This is a genomic window from Tautonia sp. JC769 (assembly GCF_040717455.1).
GTDB lineage: Bacteria > Planctomycetota > Planctomycetia > Isosphaerales > Isosphaeraceae > Tautonia.
This window is the reverse complement of record NZ_JBFEFH010000008.1, coordinates 147428-168694: the sequence shown is the minus strand read 5'-3', so window position 1 is coordinate 168694 and position 21267 is coordinate 147428. Positions and strand designations below refer to the sequence as shown.

General features: G+C 64.8%; 16 protein-coding genes. 7 read left to right on the top strand and 9 right to left on the bottom strand.

The annotated features are described in order from the left end of the window. Positions 1-213 precede the first annotated feature (213 nt). Entirely contained in the window at positions 214-666 is a 453-nt protein-coding gene (locus tag AB1L88_RS10815) for a plasmid pRiA4b ORF-3 family protein (RefSeq protein ID WP_367096667.1), read from the top strand. Positions 667-747: 81 nt separating this feature from the next. Here AB1L88_RS10815 and AB1L88_RS10810 read toward each other — a convergent pair whose 3' ends face one another. Then, the gene (locus AB1L88_RS10810; protein ID WP_367096666.1) at positions 748-1680 is read right to left on the bottom strand and encodes a nucleoside hydrolase; all 933 of its coding nucleotides are present in this window, start codon (positions 1678-1680) and stop codon (positions 748-750) included. A gap of 178 nt (positions 1681-1858) precedes the next feature. Here AB1L88_RS10810 and AB1L88_RS10805 point away from each other — a divergent pair, with 178 nt between their 5' ends. Genes AB1L88_RS10805 through AB1L88_RS10795 form a run of 3 tightly spaced genes read left to right on the top strand, consistent with a single transcriptional unit; the run spans position 1859 to position 3572 of the window. Continuing rightward, positions 1859-2584: a hypothetical protein gene (locus tag AB1L88_RS10805; protein ID WP_367096665.1), complete on the top strand. Its 726-nt coding sequence runs from the start codon at positions 1859-1861 to the stop codon at positions 2582-2584. Further along, positions 2581-3177, top strand: a complete 597-nt coding sequence (locus tag AB1L88_RS10800; RefSeq protein ID WP_367096664.1) for an alpha/beta hydrolase — start codon at positions 2581-2583, stop codon at positions 3175-3177. The genes AB1L88_RS10805 and AB1L88_RS10800 overlap by 4 nt, the downstream gene beginning before the upstream one ends. A 53-nt stretch (positions 3178-3230) precedes the next feature. After that, positions 3231-3572, top strand: coding sequence for a hypothetical protein (locus tag AB1L88_RS10795; RefSeq protein WP_367096663.1), 342 nt, complete (start codon positions 3231-3233; stop codon positions 3570-3572). 28 nt (positions 3573-3600) lie between these two features. On the opposite strand, the gene AB1L88_RS10790 is transcribed toward AB1L88_RS10795, so the two are convergent. From AB1L88_RS10790 to AB1L88_RS10765, 6 genes are all read right to left on the bottom strand, one after another. Next, positions 3601-3963, bottom strand: coding sequence for a transposase (locus AB1L88_RS10790; protein WP_367096662.1), 363 nt, complete (start codon positions 3961-3963; stop codon positions 3601-3603). A 179-nt stretch (positions 3964-4142) separates the two neighbouring features. Then, entirely contained in the window at positions 4143-4547 is a 405-nt protein-coding gene (locus tag AB1L88_RS10785; protein ID WP_367096661.1) for a transposase, read from the bottom strand. 365 nt (positions 4548-4912) lie between these two features. After that, positions 4913-6274: a membrane dipeptidase gene (locus AB1L88_RS10780; RefSeq protein ID WP_367096660.1), complete on the bottom strand. Its 1362-nt coding sequence runs from the start codon at positions 6272-6274 to the stop codon at positions 4913-4915. A 295-nt stretch (positions 6275-6569) separates the two neighbouring features. Beyond that, the gene (locus AB1L88_RS10775) at positions 6570-8744 is read right to left on the bottom strand and encodes a HEAT repeat domain-containing protein (protein ID WP_367096659.1); all 2175 of its coding nucleotides are present in this window, start codon (positions 8742-8744) and stop codon (positions 6570-6572) included. Between the two features lie 83 nt (positions 8745-8827). Next, a complete protein-coding gene (locus tag AB1L88_RS10770; protein ID WP_367096658.1) occupies positions 8828-10153 on the bottom strand; it encodes a DUF1552 domain-containing protein in 1326 nt (441 codons plus the stop codon). Positions 10154-10268: 115 nt separating this feature from the next. Further along, positions 10269-12491, bottom strand: a complete 2223-nt coding sequence (locus AB1L88_RS10765) for a DUF1592 domain-containing protein (RefSeq protein ID WP_367096657.1) — start codon at positions 12489-12491, stop codon at positions 10269-10271. A 433-nt stretch (positions 12492-12924) separates the two neighbouring features. Here AB1L88_RS10765 and AB1L88_RS10760 point away from each other — a divergent pair, with 433 nt between their 5' ends. Further along, positions 12925-13860, top strand: a complete 936-nt coding sequence (locus AB1L88_RS10760; RefSeq protein ID WP_367096656.1) for a hypothetical protein — start codon at positions 12925-12927, stop codon at positions 13858-13860. Between the two features lie 152 nt (positions 13861-14012). Here the strand turns inward: AB1L88_RS10760 and tssA are convergent, their stop codons facing one another. Both tssA and tssH read right to left on the bottom strand, forming a co-directional pair. Further along, positions 14013-15893 (bottom strand): type VI secretion system protein TssA, encoded by a 1881-nt coding sequence (tssA, locus tag AB1L88_RS10755; protein WP_367096655.1) that lies wholly within the window; start codon positions 15891-15893, stop codon positions 14013-14015. Positions 15894-16031: 138 nt separating this feature from the next. Beyond that, complete coding sequence (tssH, locus tag AB1L88_RS10750; protein ID WP_367096654.1) at positions 16032-18731, bottom strand: type VI secretion system ATPase TssH; 2700 nt, start codon at positions 18729-18731, stop codon at positions 16032-16034. Positions 18732-19081: 350 nt separating this feature from the next. Here tssH and tssB point away from each other — a divergent pair, with 350 nt between their 5' ends. Both tssB and tssC read left to right on the top strand, forming a co-directional pair. Continuing rightward, positions 19082-19621 (top strand): type VI secretion system contractile sheath small subunit, encoded by a 540-nt coding sequence (gene tssB, locus AB1L88_RS10745; protein WP_367096653.1) that lies wholly within the window; start codon positions 19082-19084, stop codon positions 19619-19621. A gap of 97 nt (positions 19622-19718) precedes the next feature. After that, positions 19719-21152, top strand: coding sequence for a type VI secretion system contractile sheath large subunit (gene tssC / locus AB1L88_RS10740; protein ID WP_367096730.1), 1434 nt, complete (start codon positions 19719-19721; stop codon positions 21150-21152). Positions 21153-21267: the final 115 nt, after the last annotated feature.

Genomic DNA, 21267 nt, shown 5'->3' with positions numbered 1-21267 from the left:
TCACCCCCGAGCAGGGTGAGTCAGGGGCAATCCCCCCGAGATCGGAGGGACGTATGGAGAAGTAGAAGGCCGAGAAGCGGGTCACCAAGTCGGACTTCCTCCGCAAGGCCCTGGACAAGGACACCGACCTCGACCTGGGGCAGATCAACCGACGCTGGGCGAAGGCCGGTCACCCCGGCGAGATCAGCCGCGCCCTCTACAACAAGGTCCGGCGTGACCTCGGCATTCCAGGTCGCCATGGGCTGGGCGAACTACCACCTCTACTCCTTCGAGGTCGGCGACGAGGGCTACACCGACCCGAGGGGCGCCACCGAACTCGACATGGAGGACGCCGGTCGGGTCAGGCTCAGCGACCTCTTCACGAGGGAGAAGGCCAGATTCGGCTACACCTACGACTTCGGCGACGACTGGGACCACGAGGTCCTGGTCGAGAAGGTGCTGCCGCCCGGGGAGGGGAAGCCCTACCCGGTCTGCGTGGACGGCAGGCGGTCCTGCCCGCCGGAGGACGTGGGCGGGCCGTGGGGCTACGCCGAGTTCCTCGATGCGATCCGGGACCCGGGGCACGAGCAGCACGAGGAACTGCTGGAGTGGGTTGGTGGGGAGTTCGACCCCGAGGCGTTCGAACCGGATGAGGTCAATCGAGACCTGCGGTGGCTGAAGTGTTGAGGGCATCGGGGTTTCGATCCGTCTCGAAGCGAGCGCTCCCCCTGACGAAGAGGAACCTCTGGCGTGCCGCATGCCCGAGGATCATCGTATGGCGGCCTCGATCGCCTCCCAGAAGTCCCGCCGCATGCCCTCGGCGTCGATCGCCTGGAAGACCGTCACCCGCCGGGGGTTCTCCGGATGCTGCTCGACCGTCTCGGCGTCGTGGATGATCGGCGCCCCGACGACGACGGGGGTCGCAAGATCCGGGCGCAGCAGCGCCTCGACCAGGGCGATGTCCCACATGGTCTTCTTCTCTCTGCCGGCGGTACGGGGATACGTCTCCCACCGCTCGACCAGCAGGTCCCAGACGCCGCCCCGCCCCTTGAGGTGCTCGTCGACCTCGTTCTTCGCAAGTTCCATCTCCACGCTGACCGAGCGTGCGGGCATGTGGACGTACTCGACCCCCGACTCGAAGATCGCCCGGACGGCGTGGATGTCGTTCTTCCAGTTGAAGATGCCCGGACCCCATTTGCCGTCCTTGTAGTCGCCGTCGATGAAGGCGAAGACGACCTTCTCCTCGATCGAGGGGTCCAGCAGCAGGGCGGACGCCAGGTTCGTGCAGGCGCCGAGCGCCACGACCAGGAGCTTGTCCCCGGGTCCTCCGGCGTGGGCTCGGGCGATGATGAGCCGGGCGGCGGGGGAGTCGACCGGGGTCTCCGAGTCCGGCATGGAGCGGTCCGCTCCGACGGGGTGGGGGACCGAATCGAGGAGCCCCATCCGTCCGAGGATCTGCTCGTTGATCGCCTGGCTCTGATGGACGGTGTCGTTGGGTTCGGTCGAGCGGCTCCAGTGTGCCGAGGTCAGCCCCTCGACCTCGAACTCGGGAGCGACCAGGGCACGGACGATGGCGTAGAGGTCGTCGATCTCGTTGGCGGTGTCGGCGTCGATGATGACCCGACGGGGCTCGTCGCCCAGCGTGCTCGGGACGGCGAACCAGAGACTTGATATGATCGCCAGGACACGGCAGCGGACCATGGTTCGACCTCGATGAAGGGACATCCCGAGTGTGATCGTGCGACATCGGTCGTCGCCGTCCCGACGAACATGGTATCTGTCGTGCTGCGAGGGAGAGCGACGGACCGGCACGCTCCAATCAACGACATCGGCGGGCAGTTGTCCAGAGGGAGATGCCATCGTCGAGGGGAGGCTGACCATGCCCGACGAGGAGAAACTGAAGCTCGGCAAGGGGGTGGCGTTGGTCAAGAGCCAGATGAAGCGCCTCCCGCAGGAAGACGAGACCTGGGAGGCCGACTTCCGGGCGTTGTCCAAACCGATCGAGCAGGGCGAGACGCACTACCAGGGGATGGTGGTCGGCACCGAGGACGGCTCCTTGCTCGCCGAACTGCCGGTCCACGGCAGGCCCTCGGTCAACGACCTCGCCACGCTCCTGGCGCACGCCATGAGGCGTCCGCTGACCGGGCGTGCCCACCGCCCCCGGCTCGTCCGACTGCGGGGGCACCACCAGTGGCGAGGGCTCTTCCCCCACCTGGAAGAGATCGGCATCGAGGTCGAGGTCTCCGTCGAGCGGGGGCTCCCCGTCATCGAGGACGCCTACGCCGAACTCCTCCGAATCCTGGAGGAGCGGAAGAAGGAGGGGATGGCGAGGCCGACCCCCGAGCAGGCGAGGATTGAGTCGCTCTTCCCGGCAATCGCCGAGTACGTCCGGGGCTACGGCCATGTGGAAATCGGGGACCAGGAGACCTTCGGCTTCGTCGTCCGGGCGATCGGCTACGGCGGGCTGGACTTCGAGGACGACCGGCCCGGCACGCTGGCCGAGGCGACGGCGGTGCTGGAGGCGGGGCTCGTCCGATGGTTCGAGGAGCAGGGAATCGAGATCGACCGCCCGGCTTCGGGTACACGCAAGCGGAGGCGACCATGAGCGAGCACCGATCCCGATGGGTCGAGGTCGAGGGCGGGCGGGTCCACTGCCTTGTTGCCGGTCCTGAGGGCGGTCGCCCGGTCGTTCTGCTGCACGGGGCGAGCTTCTCGTCGGCGACCTGGGAGGAGATCGGCACCCTGGAGGCGCTGTCCGCTGCCGGGTATCGGGCCTTCGCCGTCGACCTGCCCGGCTACGGCAGGTCCTCGCCGAGCCTGGGCACGCACCGGACCTGGCTCCGAGTCCTGCTGGACCTGCTCAAGGTCGAGAAGCCGGTGGTCGTCTCGCCGTCGATGAGCGGGCGGTTCTCGTTGCCGCTGGTGACCGAGGACCCGGAGCGGGTCTCGGGCTTCGTGGCGGTCGCCCCGGTGGGCATCTCGCAGCACCGGGCGATGCTGGACCGGGTGACCGCCCCGGTCCTGGCGATCTGGGGCGAGAACGACACGACCGTACCACAGGGGCATGCCGACCTGCTGGTGGACTCGGTGAAGTCGGGGAGGAAGGTCGTCATCCCCGGGGGCAGCCACGCCCCATACATGAGCGACCCGGCGGCGTTCCATGTCGAACTGCTCAAGTTCCTGGGCGAAGTGGGGTGACGATCGGAGCGAATCCGTGCTCGGGGTCACTTCCCTCAGCCGGGGAGGCGAGGATGGTCGAACCGACCAGGATCGAGGCGATCGTCGAGACGGCGGTCTACGTGGACGACCCGGACGCCGACGAGGCGTCCTACCGGGACGTGCTTGGACCGGAGATGATGAGCAGGGAAGCGGGGCGGCACGTCTTCTTCCGGGTCGGCGACGGCGTCCTGCCCGTCTTCGCCCCCGACTCGACGCTCAAGGGCGACACGTTCCCGCCGCACGGTGCCAGGGGACCGGGGCATTTCGCCCTCGGCGCCCGAGCCGGCAGGCTTCGCCCCGGTCGACGGCGTCATCGCCGACGACAGGAACGACCCTACCGGGATCGGAAATCCTGGCAAGGCTATTTCCAATGATTACTGGCGTGATGGTAATTTTGATGGCTCAAGATGGATTCCGGGGTGGTGCGAGCAAGAGGCCAATCAGCGAGCCCAACAGCCTCTTGCCCCGGGCCCGGACATTGTGCACGAACTCGAAGAATCCGAGGTACAGCGGAAGGCTCTCTTGTGGGATTCCCCGATGGGGACGGAGCCACGAACGGAGCAGCGACCAGAACCCTTCGAGCGTGTTGACATGCACCTTCCAGAATCCATCCCCGCCGTCGTCACGGGCATACTCGCCCGCCGCATGGCAGACCGTCTCGTGATCGTAACCCCACTCGACCAGCCGGCTGTAGATGTCATATTCATCGGTGTAGACCAGCGCCCCCTTGGCGATCGTCCGCTCGATCAGCGGCCCGATGGTCACCTACTTGACGTTCTCCAGCATGCGAATGACCACCTCGCCGCCATGCTGGATCATGTCGAAGATCGGCGGCTTCTCCTTGGCCAGTGTCCCCCGGCCTCGCTCCCCCTTCAGCCGTCGCCGTCGGGGAGGACGCCCTTTTTTCGGACAGCCTCGGGATGGCGCTTATGTCCGGCCACCACCTAGACTTCGTCGCACTCGAACTCCCCCTCCAGGGCGACCGGGGGGCGACGCTCGACGATCCCCTGGCGAAGCTGCTGGATCATCACCCGGGCGTTGTCCTTGTTGATCTCGAGCTCCTGGACAATCTGCAATCCCGAGAGGTTCAGGCCCATGAGGTAGAGGTAGGCGATCCAGGTCCGCAGTGGCTGGTGATGGCCGGCGAAGATGGTGTCGGTGAGGTCGTCGAAGCGACGGTGACAGCCCCGACACTCGTAGCGTTGGCGATGGGGCTCGGTGTCATCCCGGCCATTCTTGATGACCGAATCCGAGGAGCATTGAGGGCAGGTGACGCCGTCGGGCCAACGCATCTCCCGGATCGCCTGGTAGCACTTGGCGTCGTCGAAGAGGTCCTGGATGTTCACCATCGATCAACGCCTCGGATGCCGGTCGAAGGAGTGGGGCGAGCCGTTGAGGAGCCCGAGGGATCGGGGCGATTGAAACAAGATGGCCCCCCTTGCGGGCCGCCACCCTGAAATCCATCATAAGCCTTTGTGATGATGTGTGTCATCATGCTGCCCCGCGTCGGTGAGGGATCAGCGTTGTGTTGATCTTGGATGCGTTTCGATCGAAGAAGCCACAGGTATTGCCTGGCCTGGGGCGTTGCGGTGGTGGCTGACCCCTTCGATCTGACTCGGATCGAGCGTTGGCAAGTGTGACCTCGCACCCTTTGGCGAAGATGCCCGGTTGAAATCGATCGACCGGAGGTCGTCGGCGAAGGCGTCCGTGAACGTCAGGATGTGGGATTCGGGGCGCCGATCGATCGCTGGAACGCATCGCGGGCGACACGGAGGACATTGCCGCCGACGATCTTGCGAATGGCGTCGTCGGAGTGCCCGCGCTGGACCATGCCAACGGTGAAGAGCGGCCAGTTGGTCCAGGCGAGGCTTTCGGTGGCTTCGGGGGTGGTGACGAAGGGGTCATCGGGCCAGAGGGCTTCCCAGCGGTCGCGGCGACGGCCGCGCGAGGGGACCTTGCGGCTTTCGGCCGCCGCGGCTCGCGATGTGTAGGCGACGTCGGTCCCGATGGCCACATGATCGGCGCCGAAGCGGCGCACGGCATAGTCGATGTGATCGAGGAATGCGTTGATGTCTCCCTTGCCGCCGAGGAATCTGGGAATGCAGCAGATCCCGATGTAGCCGCCGGTGTCGGCAATCGCTCGGATGACGTCGTCAGGCTTCGATCGAATGTGCCGGTGCAGGGCCTCGCAGGTGGTGTGGCTCGCGACGACCGGGAAATCCGAAATCTGGGCGGCCTCGAGACTGGTCTGCCAACCGCTATGGGCGACGTCGGGGATGACCCCCAGGCGATGCATTTCCGCGACCACGGCCCGCCCGAAGTCGCTCAGGCCGGCATTGGCCGGCTCGGCGCAGCCGTCGCCGATCATGTTGCGGCGGTTGTAGGTCAGGTGCATCATCCGAATGCCGAGCTGAAAGAAGATGCGGATGTATCTCAGCTCATCCTGGACTGAGACCCACTGCTGCGTCAGCGGAACGCCGTTGCCCGTCAGGTAGAGGCAGCGTTTGCCCGCGTCCTTGGCGGCCAGGATGTCGTCGGGAGAGGCTGCGCGGCGGAGGGTCTCGGGCAGCATGTCGGTCAGGTAGGTGAAGCGGGCCAGTCGCTTCATCAAGCGAAGCGGGTCTTGCCCTTCCTCGCCGGCATTCTGAAAGATGCAGGTGACCCCCGAAGCGATCCAGGCGGCGGCGAAATCGGCACGCTCGTCCTGGTTGATCGCGGGACGCGTCATGGACATCTCTTCGGTGAGGTCCTGGACCTCGATGGTCGACGCACCTGCCTCGACCGCGTTCCGGACGGCTTCGCCGTCGATGGCTGCCCGCGGGGCGAAACCGTAGGCATCGAACACCAGGGACTCCGCGTGGAGCCTCAGCCCGTGCTCCAACTCGTCGCGAGTCGGATTCAACAGCCCCAGGGCCACCTCGCGTGCCCTGGCGATCTTCGGATCCGGCTCGCGATCAGCGGCCGTCCCGGAGGATTCCTCGTTCTGGGGAGCGCCGCTCCCGATCCCGGGCCGAAGCCCGATCGAACCGGCCATTGCCAGCGTGGCCGAGGTGCCCAGGAATCCTCGACGATGCATCGTGATCTCCCAGCGATCAGGGGTTCCGATGTGAGGCGCCGGATCTCGCTTCAGTGTGCTGAAGAGACCTCGATCGACCAGGGGGCGCCAGACTCGGGATCAGGTCGAGTCGCCGCAGGCTGGAGATTCCCCGCTCCGCGTCGACACTATTCCACTCCGATCGGCCCTCAGTCATTGGCTGGAGGGGGATCGCATCGCCTCAGTCTGCGACCTGGGCAGAACCGATGCAAGAGGCTCGCAAAGGAGAGGAGACTCCTGCATCGAGTTCGGGGGGATCACAAATGATCGCCGATGGTTAGGATTCGGGCTGGATCTGCGCGAGTGCTGCTGCCGCGGCCTCCCGGACCCCGGGGCTGGGGTCATCTTGGAATTCTTCCAGCGCGGGGATCGCGTCCCGGGCAGCAGGGCCGGCGAGCCCCAGAAACTTGACCGCCAGTCCACGGACGGACTCATGATCATGCTTCAGGAGTTCGATCAATTCGGGGATCGACCGCTCGTGTGGCCCCGTCCGCTCGAATCGCCTGAGCGATCGCTCGACGGACCGGGAGTCCGATTCGAGGGCAGCCATCGCGATGAGGTCGGGCACGAAGAGCCCCCCCTCGGGTCCCAGCCGCTGGATGGCTCGGCGTGCCGCGTCGCGGACACCGGCAGCGTCATCCTGGAGTGACCGCACCAGATGAGGTCGCAGCATTTCCGGATCGAGTTTCATACTTCCCAGCGCCAGAGTCGCGGCCTCCCGCGTCCGGGGATCGTCGTCGTCCAGCAGGGGGATCAGGCGATCAGCCATCGGACGAGCCGCCGATCCCAATGCGGACAGGGTTTCCGCGGCGATGACCCGGAATGCCGGATCAGGGTCGTCGAGCATCGCGCCCACCGCTGGCACCGCCTCCGACGCGGCCGGGCCATGCGCGGCGATCAGCTCCATCGCCGCGATGCGCACTCCGGGAGGGGCATCCTGCAGGGTCCCGATGACCGCGGGCAGGGCAGGGCGGCTTGAAGGGCCAAGGGATCGGAGCGTCTCGATCGCTCGTCGTTGGACCTGTTCGTCGTCATCCTCGAGCGCGAGAACGAGGTCACCGGGAAGGCGATCGTCTCTCGGCCCGAGGCGGTGGAGCACCGTGATCGCCTCAAGACGGATCGCCGCCGATTCGTCGCGGAGCAAGTCGCGAACCACCGGCAGGGCGTCACGCCCCCTCGGGCCGAGTTCCCCGATGGCACCGAGAAACGATCGACGGACGTCGGGATCAGGGTCGTCGAGGCCACGCATCAGTCTCGGCACGGAACCGGGCGCCGGGGGCCGGAGCCGCCCCATTGCCAGCGCAGCACCCCGACGGATGCGAGGGTCAGGGTGTTCGACCGCCTCGGCGAGCGGACCGGCAATGGAGCGGCCGATCAGAGCCAGGGCCTCGGCGATCTGATCGACCTGACTGCCTTCGCGTCCCAGGGCGTTGATCAGCGTCGGCGCCGCGTCAGGGCCAAGCAGATGCAGGAGGAAGGCGGCGTGCCAGGCGATGCCTTCATCCGAGTCCGAAAGGAGGTCATCCAGTTGCGGCACCAATTGCTTGAGCAGGTCGAGCCGCTCGGAGAGCAGTTGGACCGCAGAGGCCCTGACACCCTCGACCTCGTCGCGAAGGCTGCGTTCGAGCAGGCTGATCAGCGTTGCATCGTCCGCGGGAGACCGGCCGATCGCCTCGACCGCCGCGGCGCGGACCTCCGGGGCCGAATCGCCAATGCGATGGAGCAGGAGTTCAAGAACCCGATGATCGGAACCGATGGTCGTTGAGAGTCCGAGGGCCTGGACGGCCCGAGCACGAACGACCGCGTCGGAGTGCTCGGCCGCGGAGCTCAGGGGTCCAACCGCCTCCGGGCCGATCGCGCCGAGCGCCACCGAAGCTTCGCGCCCGATCCGATCGCTGGGGTCGCGGAGCAATTCGATGAGATCGGAGATGGCGGGCGACGCATCGGGACCGATCCGACCGAGGGCCATCACGGCTTCAGCCCGAACGTTCTCCCGGCGGTCCCCCAACGTCTCGCGGAGCCCCCCGACCGCGGGGCTTCCCACGCTCGACAGGGCCAGCGCGGCGCGGAAATCCTGATGGGTCTGCTCCATCCGCCGATCGCCGAACGGGGTGCGAAGCGCGTGGAGCAGGGCCGGGACGGCCGGAGCCGCATCGGGCCCCAGGTCGGTCACGGCGTCGAGGACAGGGAGTCGGACCTGGCCGTCCTTCTCGTCCATGAGGACACCGATCATGGCGGGCAAGGCAAGCAGACGGGTCTCCGCGTCGGCCTCTCGGAGGGCGATCGCCGCAGCCCGGCGAACCTCGACGTCCGGATCCTTCAGGGCCGTGCTCCAGGAGTCGGCCCGATCGGCCCCCGGGCGGTCCTGAACCGCGCCCGCCGCCGGGGTGGCTGACCCGATCAGACACGAGAGAACGACTGCAAGAAGCCTCAACACGTCTCGAGCTTGCACGATCGCACTCCGACGCCATGGGAATCCCGGGTGGGAAGGCCGGATCGATTCCGCCGTCCCACCGAAACGAGGGGCACATCAGCCTAGGCCAGGAAGCCTGACAGCGGTTCGGTGCTGTCCCCGAAGCGATCCACGGGAACACCCGCGCCCTGGAGCATCGAGAGCAAGAGGTTGGACATGGGCGTTTCCGGCCGACACTTCAGGTACTGGCCGGAGCGAACCGAGCCTCCTCCTTTGCCGAGCACGATGACGGGCAGGTTGACGTGGTCGTGCCGGTCGCCGTCGCTGATGCCGCTGCCGAAGAGGATCATCGAGTGATCGAGCAGGTTCGAACCGTCAGCCTCCTCGACGTCCATCATCTTCTCGATCATGTAGGCGAGGATTGAGATGTGGTAGCGGTCGATCTCGCGGAGCTTGCGGTGCTTCTCCTCGTCGTTGCCGTGATGCGAGAGCTCGTGGTGGCCGTCGGTGAAGCCGAGCCAGGGGTAGTTCCTGTCGGTCGCCTCCTTGGTGACCATGAAGCTTGAGGCTCGGGTGCTATCGGTCTGGAAGGCCAGGACCATCAGGTCGCACATCAGTCGAAGGTGCTCGTCGAAGTCGCTCGGGATCCCCTCGGGTCGCTCGAAGTCGGTCCCGGAGAGATCCGTCGACGAGGCATTCTGGATCCGGCGCTCGACCTCACGCACGCCGGTCAGATACTGGTCGAGCTTGAGGCGATCGGCCGAGGAGACCCGGCTGCGGACGCGACGGGCGTCGTCGAGCGCATAGTCGAGGATGCTGCGCCGGTAGAAGTCGCGGTCGGCGACCGTTGCCCGCGTGAGACTCTCGCTGCCGTCGGTGAACAGGCGATCGAAGACGAGTTTCGGGTTCAGCTCGTAAGGGGCAGGGGAGGTCGGGGTACGCCAGGAGATATGCGTCTTATACGTCCCGCTGTATCCGAACGCATTGCCCGACCGGGCGGCCTCGCAACCGAGTTCGAGGCTCGGAAGGCGGGTCTGATCGCCGACGTGCCTCGCATAGAGCTGGTCTGCCGAGACATCGACGCGCACGGCATCCTGTGACTTGTACGCCTGGGCACCGGTGAGGAAACTCGCGGCCCCCTGGCCGTGGCCACACCCTTCATCATCGCCATTGGTCAGCGCGGTGTTGTGAGTCAGCCCGTGGAAGCAGTTGAGATACTGCCGGGCGAATGAGAGCGGCTGGAGAGTCTCGGGGAGATCGACCAGCGTACCCGGTCGCTCCGGGAACCAGGCCGGCAGATGAACACCGTTGGGAACATACCAGTAGCACATCCGGACGGGGGGGCCTTGCGACGCGGCACCGACCGGGCCGGCGACGGCAGGGAGGCTTTCCATCCAGGGCAGGGCGAGCGCGGCCCCCATGCCTCGGAGCATCGATCGCCGATTCATCCGGATCGCCATCTCAACTTCCCCCGGAAAAGGACGCGGGTCTTCAGGCTTCCGCACCCGATCGCCTCGATTCCCGGAGGGGCCGGGACGATCGGGGAACGCAACTCCAATCCCATCACTCGGCGACACCCCGGTGCTGGAAGGCCCGGCTCTCAACGATCCCCGAGATGATCGTGCGGATTCGATAGTCGTCGGCGACGAGCCGCTCTCGAATCGCTTCGATCTCGGGATAATCATCGGGCGTCAGGCCGCGGCCCAGACCGTAGGTCATCAGGTTTTCCACGAGGGTCCTGGCGAACTTCTTGGTGGCGGTGGAGGCCAGGACCTGCTTCAGCTCGCCGGCGTCCGCGAAGCGGATCCCCCCGGGCAGCTCTCCCGAAGGGTCGATCGGCAGGTCGCCATCCGCGACGCGCCATCGACCGATCGCGTCGTAATTCTCGAGGGCGAAGCCCAATGGGTCCATCTGACGGTGGCACGAGGCGCATTCGGGATTCGTCCGGTGGAGCTCCAATCGTTCTCGGAGCGAGGCGTCCTCGGCGGCTTGCGGATCTTCGTCCAGCTCGGGGACGCCGGGAGGAGGGGGAGGAGGGGGCGTCCCGAGAATTTGTTGCAGGATCCATTGTCCCCGTTTGACGGGAGAGGTCCGGTTTGGATTCGACGTCAGCGTCAGGACGCTCGCCTGAGTCAGGAGACCGCCCCGGTTCCGATCTGAAAGGGTGACTCGGCGGAACTCGTCGCCGGTGATCCCTTCCAGGCCGTAATGCGCCGCCAGGTCTTCGTTCACGAACGTGTAATCGGAATCCAGGAACTCGAGGATGCTGCGGTTCTCTCGCAAAATGGAGGCGAAAAAACGCTGAGTCTCCTCGCGCATGGCCTCACGCAAGTCATCGTCGAAGCCGGGAAAGAGCGTCTCATCGCGCGAGGCACCGGCGAGTGTCCGGAGTTGCAGCCACTGGCCCACGAAGTTGGCGACGAAGGCCTCGGATCGAGGATCGTCGAGCATGCGGTCGACATGTCGGGGCAGATCGTCCCGGAGCGTTCCCTCCCGAGCGGCCTGAAAGAGCGACTCGTCAGGCATGCTGCTCCAGAGGAAGTAAGACAGTCGGCTGGCCAGTTCGAAGGAGTCGAGCTCCCGATCCTCGCGCGACTCGTCCGGCTCGACGAGGTAGAGGAATTGCGGGGACACGAGGGCCGTGGTCATGGCGACCTGGATCGCGCGTTCGTGGCTCTCGCCTCGATCGTAGGCGAGGCGGTACATTTCAAGGAGCCGTTCTTCCTCGTCGGGTCGAACCGGTCGCCGGAACGCCCGCTCAGCAAATCGAGCGATGGCCCGACGCGCGCAGTCGAGTGAACTTGGATCCTCGCACCCGAGGGCGCACGGGAGGAGGTCTCGATGCGAGGGGGGGAACGTTTCAGGTTCCACCGAGATCGGACCGCGGACGACCATCGAATCGACGTGCAAACCCCGGGCATCACCATAACGCTGATCGCCGCCCGCGATGGCGGCGATCACGTCTGGTCCCAGGACTTCTGATTCGGTCTGGCCTGGAGCGAGCGCGATACGAGCCTTCGAGTCTCCGTCGGCGACCGTCAACCAGAGCCGATAGACGACCGTCTCATCCTGGACCTGGACCGCCTCGACGCGGCGCCCCAGCGTTCCGAGGCGAATGTCGAGCAGGGGAGGAGGGACCTCGTCGGCGACCCGGACCCTCACCAAGCTGAAATCGACCAGGTAGCGACCCGGCTTCAAGGCGTGCTCGAATTCGACGGGGCTGTCCATCGGGAGCGGATACGTCCGCAGGCCGATCAACTCGACGGGGGGATATCCTTCGACATCGGGAAGCGTAATCGCCTCATCAAGGGCCCGTTCGGCGGCATCCAGGTACTTCTCGATGTGAATGGGGGAGATATTCAGCGCCGAGCCGACGTTATCGAAGCCGAACCCGATCTCATCCGGGGGGAACGCCTCGGAGAGCGGGAGGTCGACGCCAAGCAGATCCCGGATCGTGTTGTCATACTCCTGCCGGTTCAATCTCCGGAGCACGACCGGGGGAGGACTCGCCCGATCGGGTCGGGCGGCCAGAACGTCCCGCTCGATCCAATCGACCATGGTTTCCAGTTCTTCGAGCGACGGCTGCGGGAGGTCGATCGGGGGCATGATGCGACCCTCCAATGCATCAAGCACCCGCAGCCAGGTCTCCCCGTCCTCGACAGCCGACGCCCCATTCTCGAAGTGATCGAGGACGACCCCCCCCTCCGCATAGACTTCGGCATGGCAGTCGATGCAGTAATTCTCGAGGAGCGGGAGCACTTGCTGAAGGAACTGATCATCCTTCACCGCATCTTGCGCGGGGGAGGAAGACGCAGAAACCGTAACTCCCATGATTGCCGCGATTGCGGCAAGCAGGCATCTCCGATCGTTCAGCAACATTCCGGAGGACTCGCAGTGACGGCTGGAGGATCCTGGGATTGAGAACGCGTTTCCTTACATGAGTTTGTCAAATCGAACTGGGTATGTCGAGGGGCTTCATCAACCGGGGAGATTCCAGGTCATGGGGAAAATTCTTCGACATGGCGAACGGTCAAGGGCAAACGGGGACGCCCTCCCGAAAAAAGTGCGATCGCTTCAACCGGGGCAACCGATACAACCTGTATCCAAGGCGTCACGGTCAAGGTCGGTGGGATCGTCGTCGACAGGAGGTCGTCGATGAAATCTTGGCCCGAGTTGATGACGTCCAGATTGGTGATCCTCACTGTTAAGGACGACGCCAATGCTCAGGAAGTGCATCGGAATCGTATTAGTGGTGGCCTTTGCACCGGGATGCGGCAGCGTCAATGTGATCAAAGACCCGGGCCCCGGACAGGCGGGGATCAGGTACTACCGACCCAAGCCTTACCTCCTGGTCACCCCGGCGGATCCGACCGGCCGGATGGTCAAAATCGAGACGAAGTTCCTGCCCGACTTCTCCGAAGAGTATGCCCTTCGGATTCGAGGCAACGGGGCGGCGAAACTGAAGGACGGATGGAATCTGGTCGAGGTCAGCGCCGGAGGGAAGAACCCGCCGCCTCCGGCCCCGCCGGCCCCCCCCGAAGCCCCAGAGAACGTCGCCGGGGCGGAGGTTCCCGACATGGTCGTCGCCGGGACGAACGTGCCCATCGGCTACTACGAATCCGTCTTCGGCGAGGTCGAGGGCCGGAAGTTCTTGAAAGGCTGGCAATATGTCGGCTTCTCCGTGATGGGGGGGGCGTCCCCTCCGGTTCCTTCCATGGTCACCGGCAACGGGGGTAACGGCCAGGGAGTGACCTGCCCTCACGGCCGCAACGGAAACATCCCCTGCGAGCCCAACGAATACGGCGTGCCGGCCTGCATGGACAACGGCCTCGGCATGTATGAGGTCGAACCGCCCCTCTTCGGGCTGGTCATGATCAACGGCGTGATGACCTTCCGGATGATCGACGAGATCGCCATGAATCAGGTCTGCCCGTCCTATGTCACGGTGCCGAAGCCGCAACCGCCGGTCGTCGAGGAAGTTCCTGTGGAGCGGGACTCGGATGTCCGGACCGACCCGGACTCCTCGGACCCGGCAACCGATGTCCGCGTCAGCCCTGACGCTCCCACCCCGCCCGTTCCCAACCTGCCCCAGTCCAGCGATGAGGCCCCCTCGGACGATATTCCTCCTCCGGCCATCCCGACATATCTCCAGTAACCACCACGGCTTCCGATGGCCCCTGGCCGGGCTTCCCGCCCTGGCACCTGAGCACGACGGAATGGAACCCAGCGGGGTCGGGCATCGTGCCCGGCCCGCTGGCCGTTCCGGACCCGAAAGTGATGACGTCGAGGCCGAACCTCGACACGCGTTCAATGACCGTCGCCGAGTTGCACCGCGAGGCTGATGTCGAACTGACAGAGCCGACGATAGACCTCCCGGGCGCGATCCGGATCCTCCTCGCGAACGCACCGATAAAGGCCGGCGAAGACCCGGGCACACAGCTCGGACTCCTCCCAGCGTTCGAGGCGGAACTCATCGATCTGGCGAGCGAGGTCGTCCAGGAGCGACCGGGCGATCGATGTGCGATTCATGGCCAGGCAGAGTTCCGCCTGTTGCAGGGTCCGCAAGAACCGTTCCCGGCCCGTGCGAGCCTCTCGCACCGCTCGGGCCATGAGCGTGAGCGCCTCGGCGCTGTTGCCCGATTCGAGCAATTCCCGAGCCTGATCCCAGGGGTCTGGCTCGTGCGATTCGTCCTTCGGCTGCTGGGTCCCAGGACTTACCGGGAGCCACTGCGGAGGCTCGGGTTCGGGCTCCGCTTCTGGTCCCGGCTCGGCCTCGGGCTGAGAGTCCTTGACGGGCTGGAGTTCTGCGAGCCACGCCCGCGTTTCTCGCCCTGCGCAGGGCGTCTCGTCGTCCAGTTCGCATTCGGGCCAGTCCGGGTAGTCGTCGAGCCAGGCCAGCAGCAACGCCCTCAAGGCCCTGCGCGCGTCATCGTGACCAAGCTGATCGAGGGCAAGGAAGGCATACCGGTGCGCGTCGAGCCAGCCGAGCCCTCCGGGTCCGATCATCGCGTTTTCACATAGCTTCAGCAGCCCCTCCCAGTCCTGGTCATCGGCGAGCTTTCGGGCCGCCCGACGTGTCTCGGTCGAGATCGCGGGTAATTCCGAGGGGCTGGGGTGCCCTGAAATCCGATAGAAGGCCCCCATCGCCAGGGCCCGGACCACCAGATAGGGGACCGGATCGGAGGCGTCGGAGGATTGCAGATAGCCGGCCCCCTCGGCAATACGCCGGCGGGCATCAGACGGGTCGAGAATCGGTCCGGAGCGGGACGACGCCCTGGCCACAGGCTGCGGCGAGGCCGGCTCGGCGACCGGAATCGATTCCTGCGGTTCCACGTCGATCGCGTCTTCGGGCTCGGGCTCCTGCTCGACGGCGACGGGTGGCTCGGGAGCTTCCTCCGTAATGCCCCTGGATTTGACAAGCTTGTCGACGAGTTTGCCGACGTCCTCGATCGCCGAGATGCAGCCGGAGAGTCTCGGCCCCCTCGATCCGTAGTACTCCTCCGCCGAGAGAGTGGCATTGAGCCGATCGAGCGCGGCCCGGCAATCTCGCACCTGGACGAGGAGGTTTCGATAGAACGACTCTTCGGTCGCTTTGACGGCGTTGTCGAAGTCCTCGGAGCGGATTTTGCCTTCGGCCTTCAGCTCATCGGCCCGGTCGGGCGTCTTGGCGATCGCCTGTTCGACATCCCGAGATTCCTTGTACCGGAAGAACGAGTAGCAGAGGTCGCCAAGTGCCTGGGTGAGCGGCACCGACCGGATCATCAACGGCAAGGAGCGTTCCCCGTCGAGCCATTCGATCACGCCTTCCCGGAGTTCCAGGTCGCCATCCTCGGGCTCAGGATGCATCGACTCCCAGAAGTGCTCGTGCAGGCGACGGATCAGGAGCAGACCATCCTGCATGCCCGGTAAGCCGTGGCGACGGGCCAAGGCGTCGGCCACGAAGGCGGCGATGCGGAGGTCCTTGGTTCGTTCCCTGAGCAGGTCCGTCCCCAGGGAGATGACCGCGTCGAAGTCGGCCAGCTTCCGGTCTCGCTCGTAAATATCGCGGCTCGACGCATCCTCATCGCTTTCGCGGGCGGCCTCGATTTGGGCGAACTCGTCTTCCCAACGCAGGTCCTCTCCGGCCGGTCGGTCTTCGGAAATGGGCTGTAGCAGGGAGTCGAGATCCAGGAAGTGTGCCGATTCCATGAGCAATCCTGACCGAAGCGGTCGACTTCAATACCCGCCGTGACCGATCGGATCCGCAAAAATCACGATCGGAGACCGCGGCAACGTCACATCGGGACAAACATCGAAGCGTTCGACGAGGGGCGACCGGGGCGGCCGTCACTCAATCTCGTAGGTAAATGCCCCCGAAGAATCCACGCTCACGCCCGCCTTCCGGATCGGCTCGCCGTCGACCATGCGAGCCAGCAATGCCTGGGAGAGTTCGGGCAGCAAGCTCCGCGTCAGGATATGGTCGACATTGCGGGCACCGCTCTCGACCTCGGTGCACCGAGCGACGATCGTGTCGATGAGGGCGTCGTCATACGTCAAGATCGCCCCATGATTCTCGGTCATGCGGCGAGCGATCCGATCGAGCTGCATGCGGGTGATCTGGCGGAGGACCTCGTCACGGACCGGAAAATACGGCACAACGATCATCCGGCCGAGTAACGCCGCGGGAAACGCCCTGAGCAAGTCGGGTCGGAGCGCCTCGTTCAGGAGTCCCGGATCGGGATTGGCCTGACCGACCGGGACCACCTCCATGATCGTGTCGGTACCCACGTTGGAGGTCAGCAGGATGACCGTATTCTTGAAGTCGATTTCGCGTCCTTCCGCATCTTCCAGGACGCCCTTGTCGAACACCTGGAAGAACAGCTCCATCACATCCGGGTGCGCTTTCTCGACCTCGTCGAGGAGGAGGACGCTATACGGTCGACGGCGGACGGCCTCGGTCAATACGCCTCCCTCGCCGTAGCCGACATAGCCGGGCGGTGAGCCCTTCAGCCCCGAGACCGTGTGGGCTTCCTGATACTCGGACATGTTGATCGAGATGAGATTGCGCTCGCCTCCATAGAGCGACTCGGCGAGCGCCAGGGCGGTCTCGGTTTTCCCGACACCGCTCGGGCCGACCAGCAGGAAGACGCCGATGGGCCGGCGAGGGTCGGTCAGGTTGGCGCGCGCCGTCCGGATTCGCTGGCTAATCGCCTCGAGCGCATGAGCCTGGCCGACAACGCGACGACCGAGCATCTCGTGCAGGTTCAACACCGTCTGTATCTCGTCGGCCATCATCCGCCCCGCCGGGATCCCGGTCCATCCGGCGATGACCTGAGCGATGGTCTCGGAGTCGACGCACACCTGCATCAAGGGTGATTCCCCCTGCAGTGCCCTGAGATCGGACGTCTTTGCCGCGAGCTGGGCGCGGAGGTCCTCGAACGAATGGACGGGGGCGTCGGAAGCGGAATCAGGGGGAGATGCGCCGCCCTGATCGGCTTCGGAGGCGATCCTGGCCTGTTCAATCGAGTCGAGCAGCTCCCGGATCTCGGCGACTCGTTCGCGTTCGACGGCCCATCGAGCTTCGAGATTCGCGAGGCGGGCCTCGGCCTGGACCAGCTCCGCCGATCGAGCCTCGATGGCCTCGCGATGGGGGGAGCCGGCAGCTTCGTCGCGACGGAGAATCCCGAGCTCGATGTTCAGGGCGTCGATCCTCCGGCGGGCGTCCTCCACCTCTGCCGGAGTCGACGCCTGGCCGATGGCCACCCGAGCACACGCGGTGTCGAGGAGGCTCACGGATTTGTCGGGGAGCTGGCGGCCACTGAGGTATCTGGCCGACAGGGTCACGGACGCGTGGATCGCCTCGTCGAGGATTCGGACGCGATGGTGCCGCTCCAGCATCTCACTGATGCCCCGCATCATCGTGATGGCGCGAGGCTCGTCGGGCTCCTCAACCTTCACGACCTGAAATCGGCGGGCGAGGGCGGCATCCTTCTCGAAGTATTTCTTGTACTCGGCCCAGGTCGTCGCGGCGATCGTCCGCAATTCTCCCCGGGCCAACGCCGGCTTGAGGAGGTTGGCGGCGTCTCCCTGACCTGCCTGTCCCCCCGCGCCGATGATCGTGTGGGCCTCGTCGATAAACAGCACGATCGGGACAGGAGAGCTTTTGACCTCGGAAATGACCTGTTTGAGCCGATTCTCGAACTCGCCCCGGACTCCGGCCCCGGCCTGCAGCAAGCCCAGATCAAGGACGTGAATCCGGATGTTCCGGAGGACTTCCGGCACATCACCCGCCACGACTCGGCGGGCGAAGCCCTCGACCACGGCGGTCTTCCCGACTCCCGCCTCGCCCGTGAGAATCGGGTTGTTTTGCCGACGTCGGATGAGAATATCCACCATCTGGCGGATTTCCTCGTCTCGGCCGATCACCGGATCGATCTCACCCGCCTCGACCCGGCCGGTCAGGTCGATCGTGAATTGATCGAGCGCCCGACCCGACCCTTGACCGGACGGGACCCTTGAATCTCCGCTCGCTCCGGGCGGCGAGGCGGTCGAAGCCGCCGCTGGCCCCACATCCTCGACCGATCCGGCGGAGGCGTCCAGGAGTTCGAGCTCGAGGCGATCGATAGGGATCTCGGTGAGGACGGGTGACATTTCCCTCGCGAGGCGACGCAGCGAATCATGACTCAGGAGGGCCAATAACACGACCCCCGAGCGAATCTGCCCCAGGCCGTACTGGACCGAGGCAAGTAGCCAGGCTTCCTTAATCACATCTTCAATCTGCGGGGAGAGTGTGGGCGTCCTTGAATTGCCGGTCTTGAAGCGATCGATCGCGGAAACCAGGTCGCGCTGGATCACGGCCGAATCCAGGTCGAAATGGCGGAAGATTCGCTGGAGATCCGAATCGACCGACTCCGTGAGCTTGAGCAACCAGTGTTCGATCTCGACGCTATAGTTCGTGCGAGACAGGCAGAGCCCCGCGGCAGACTGGAGCGCATCCAGGCACGTCGGGTTCAATTTTTTCACCAAGGTTCCTGCCTGGATCGCCATGGCCTGCTCTCCCTGGGATGACTCGTAACGACTCGGTGAGATCGAACACCATAAAGCCCATCGACTCCTCGAACCCGCAAGCGTTTCGTCCTTTTTCTGTCAAGTTTGCCCGAAGATTCCGTCGCCGTGGAGAAAAAAACGGGCCAAGACTCTGCGGGATGTGCCGAAGAACATCGGCACGTCACGGAGAAATTCTCTGGAGACATGTTGCAAGACGCTCAGCCAGAGGTTTAGATTCAAGCTACATGTCCGTCGAGGCCTGAAAAGGCCATTTTGACATGTCGGCTGGCTGGCCCGTTCGAGGGGAATCCGACTCCCCAGAGCCGACCTCGATACAGAGGAACACGTTCATGCCTGGCGATGAGAGCCTCCAGCACAAACTCGACCGCGTCCGACCTCCTCGCGTCCAAATCACCTACGACGTGCAGGTCGGCGATGCGCAAAAGAAGGTCGAGCTTCCCTTCCTACTCGGCGTCCTTGCCGACCTGTCGGGCCATCCGGAAGAGCCGCTCCCTTCCATGAAGGAGCGCAAATTCGTCGAAATTAATCGCGACAACTTCAATCGGATCATGGCCGGCATGAGGCCGCGACTGGCCATGAAGGTCGACAACCAGCTGCAGAAAGACGGCACCCGCCTGGGGGTCGAGCTGAAATTCAAGTCGATCGACGACTTCGAGCCGGAGCAAGTCGTGCGACAGGTCGAGCCGCTCCGCAAGCTCCTCGAGGCGCGGCAGCGTCTGGCGGACCTGAAGACCAAGATCACTTCGAATGATCGGCTGGATGGACTGCTTCAGGACATCATCAAAGATACCGAACGCCTGAAGCGGCTTGGTGAAGAGACGGGGCAACGAGACCAGAACGAGTCCGGATCATCCGACTCTCGCGATTAATTTGGGGGGCCCCATCGTGAGTTCCGAAGCCAATGAGACCCAGGGCCAACCCGTCGCCGAACCCGAGGCCGCGACGCAGTCTTCAGCCGAGCCGAGCCTGCTCGACCAGATCCTCCAGGTCAGCCGGGCCAAGAGCGAAGAAGACCGGACATATCAGAGCGACCTGATCGGCCAGTTCGTCGAAGACATCATGAACGGCCAGATGAAAGTCTCGGCCAACACGGAGGCGATGATCAATGCCCGGATCGCCGAGCTCGACGAACTCTTGAGCGACCAGCTCAACGCGATCATGCACCACGAAGACTTCCAGAAACTGGAGGCGTCGTGGCGCGGCTTGAACTACCTGGTCCAGGAATCCGAGACCGGGACGATGCTCCAGATCCGGGTGCTCAACGCGAGCAAGAAGGATCTGCTGCGTGACATGGAACGAGCGAGCGAATTCGACCAGAGCGCCCTGTTCAAGGCGATCTACACCTCCGAGTACGACCAATTCGGCGGGACCCCCTACGGGGCGCTCATCGGCGACTATCAGTTCGGGAAACATCCGCAGGATCTGGCGCTCCTCAAGCGCGTCTCCAACATCGCGGCCTCGGCGCATGCCCCGTTCATCGCGGCGGCGGGCCCCGATATGTTCGGCCTCGAATCGTTCACCGAGCTCCCTGAATTTCGGGATCTTTCCGAGATTTTCCGGACCCGGGATTACGACAAGTGGAACGCCTTCCGGCAGTCGGAAGATTCCCGATATGTTGGTCTCTGCCTGCCTCACATTCTGCTCCGACTCCCTTACGGGCCCGAAACGAAGCCGGTCGACGCCTTCCAATTCCGGGAGGATGTGGACGGGAAGGAGCATGACAAATACCTCTGGGGCAATGCGGCCTACGCCATGGGCGCTCGGCTGACCGACGCGTTTGCTCGGTATGGTTGGTGTGCTTCCATCCGGGGGGTGGAAAACGGCGGTCTGGTTCGCGACCTCCCCGTGCACACTTTCCTGACCGACGACGGCGAGATTGCCGCCAAGTGCCCGGCCGAGGTCCTCATCTCCGAGCGTCGGGAGAAGGAACTGGCCGACCTCGGGTTTATCGCGCTCACCCACTGCAAGAATACCGATTTCGCGGCATTCTTCTCAGCCCAGTCCTGTCAGAAGGCGACCGAGTACCAGGGGACCGACGGCGACACCGCGACAGCCAACGCAAGGCTCTCGACCCAGTTGCCGTATATTCTGATGACGAGCCGGTTCGCTCATTACCTCAAGTCCATTGCGAGGGACAAGATCGGCTCGTACATGGAACGGGCCGGATGCGAACGCTGGCTCAACGATTGGATCATGAACTATGTAACCGAGGATGATTTTGCCTCGGACGACACGAAGCGACTCTACCCGCTTCGCGCGGCCCGCATCGACGTCGAGGACGACCCCCGCCGACCCGGCTGCTATCGAGCGATCGCCTACATGAGGCCACACTATCAACTCGACGAGTTGACTGCCTCGCTGCGGTTGGTCTCCGAACTGCCCGCGCGAGCGAAGTCCTGAGGGATCGTCGGTCATATCCCTTGAACCACGGCGAGATCGATCGGCCACATACCTCGTGATCGATCCGGACCTCCCGTCCCAGGTCGTCGGTCTGCCGGGTCGCCCGAATCGAGGG

What these genes read in the sequence shown, in the direction of transcription:
- tssA (WP_367096655.1), bottom strand. Translation starts at nt 15,893, where the DNA reads ATGGAATCGGCACACTTCCTGGATCTCGACTCCCTGCTACAGCCCATT.
- AB1L88_RS10785 (WP_367096661.1), bottom strand. Translation starts at nt 4,547, where the DNA reads ATGGTGAACATCCAGGACCTCTTCGACGACGCCAAGTGCTACCAGGCG.
- AB1L88_RS10800 (WP_367096664.1), top strand. Translation starts at nt 2,581, where the DNA reads ATGAGCGAGCACCGATCCCGATGGGTCGAGGTCGAGGGCGGGCGGGTC.
- AB1L88_RS10805 (WP_367096665.1), top strand. Translation starts at nt 1,859, where the DNA reads ATGCCCGACGAGGAGAAACTGAAGCTCGGCAAGGGGGTGGCGTTGGTC.
- tssH (WP_367096654.1), bottom strand. Translation starts at nt 18,731, where the DNA reads ATGGCGATCCAGGCAGGAACCTTGGTGAAAAAATTGAACCCGACGTGC.
- tssB (WP_367096653.1), top strand. Translation starts at nt 19,082, where the DNA reads ATGCCTGGCGATGAGAGCCTCCAGCACAAACTCGACCGCGTCCGACCT.
- AB1L88_RS10810 (WP_367096666.1), bottom strand. Translation starts at nt 1,680, where the DNA reads ATGGTCCGCTGCCGTGTCCTGGCGATCATATCAAGTCTCTGGTTCGCC.
- AB1L88_RS10780 (WP_367096660.1), bottom strand. Translation starts at nt 6,274, where the DNA reads ATGCATCGTCGAGGATTCCTGGGCACCTCGGCCACGCTGGCAATGGCC.
- AB1L88_RS10770 (WP_367096658.1), bottom strand. Translation starts at nt 10,153, where the DNA reads ATGAATCGGCGATCGATGCTCCGAGGCATGGGGGCCGCGCTCGCCCTG.
- AB1L88_RS10795 (WP_367096663.1), top strand. Translation starts at nt 3,231, where the DNA reads ATGGTCGAACCGACCAGGATCGAGGCGATCGTCGAGACGGCGGTCTAC.
- AB1L88_RS10760 (WP_367096656.1), top strand. Translation starts at nt 12,925, where the DNA reads ATGCTCAGGAAGTGCATCGGAATCGTATTAGTGGTGGCCTTTGCACCG.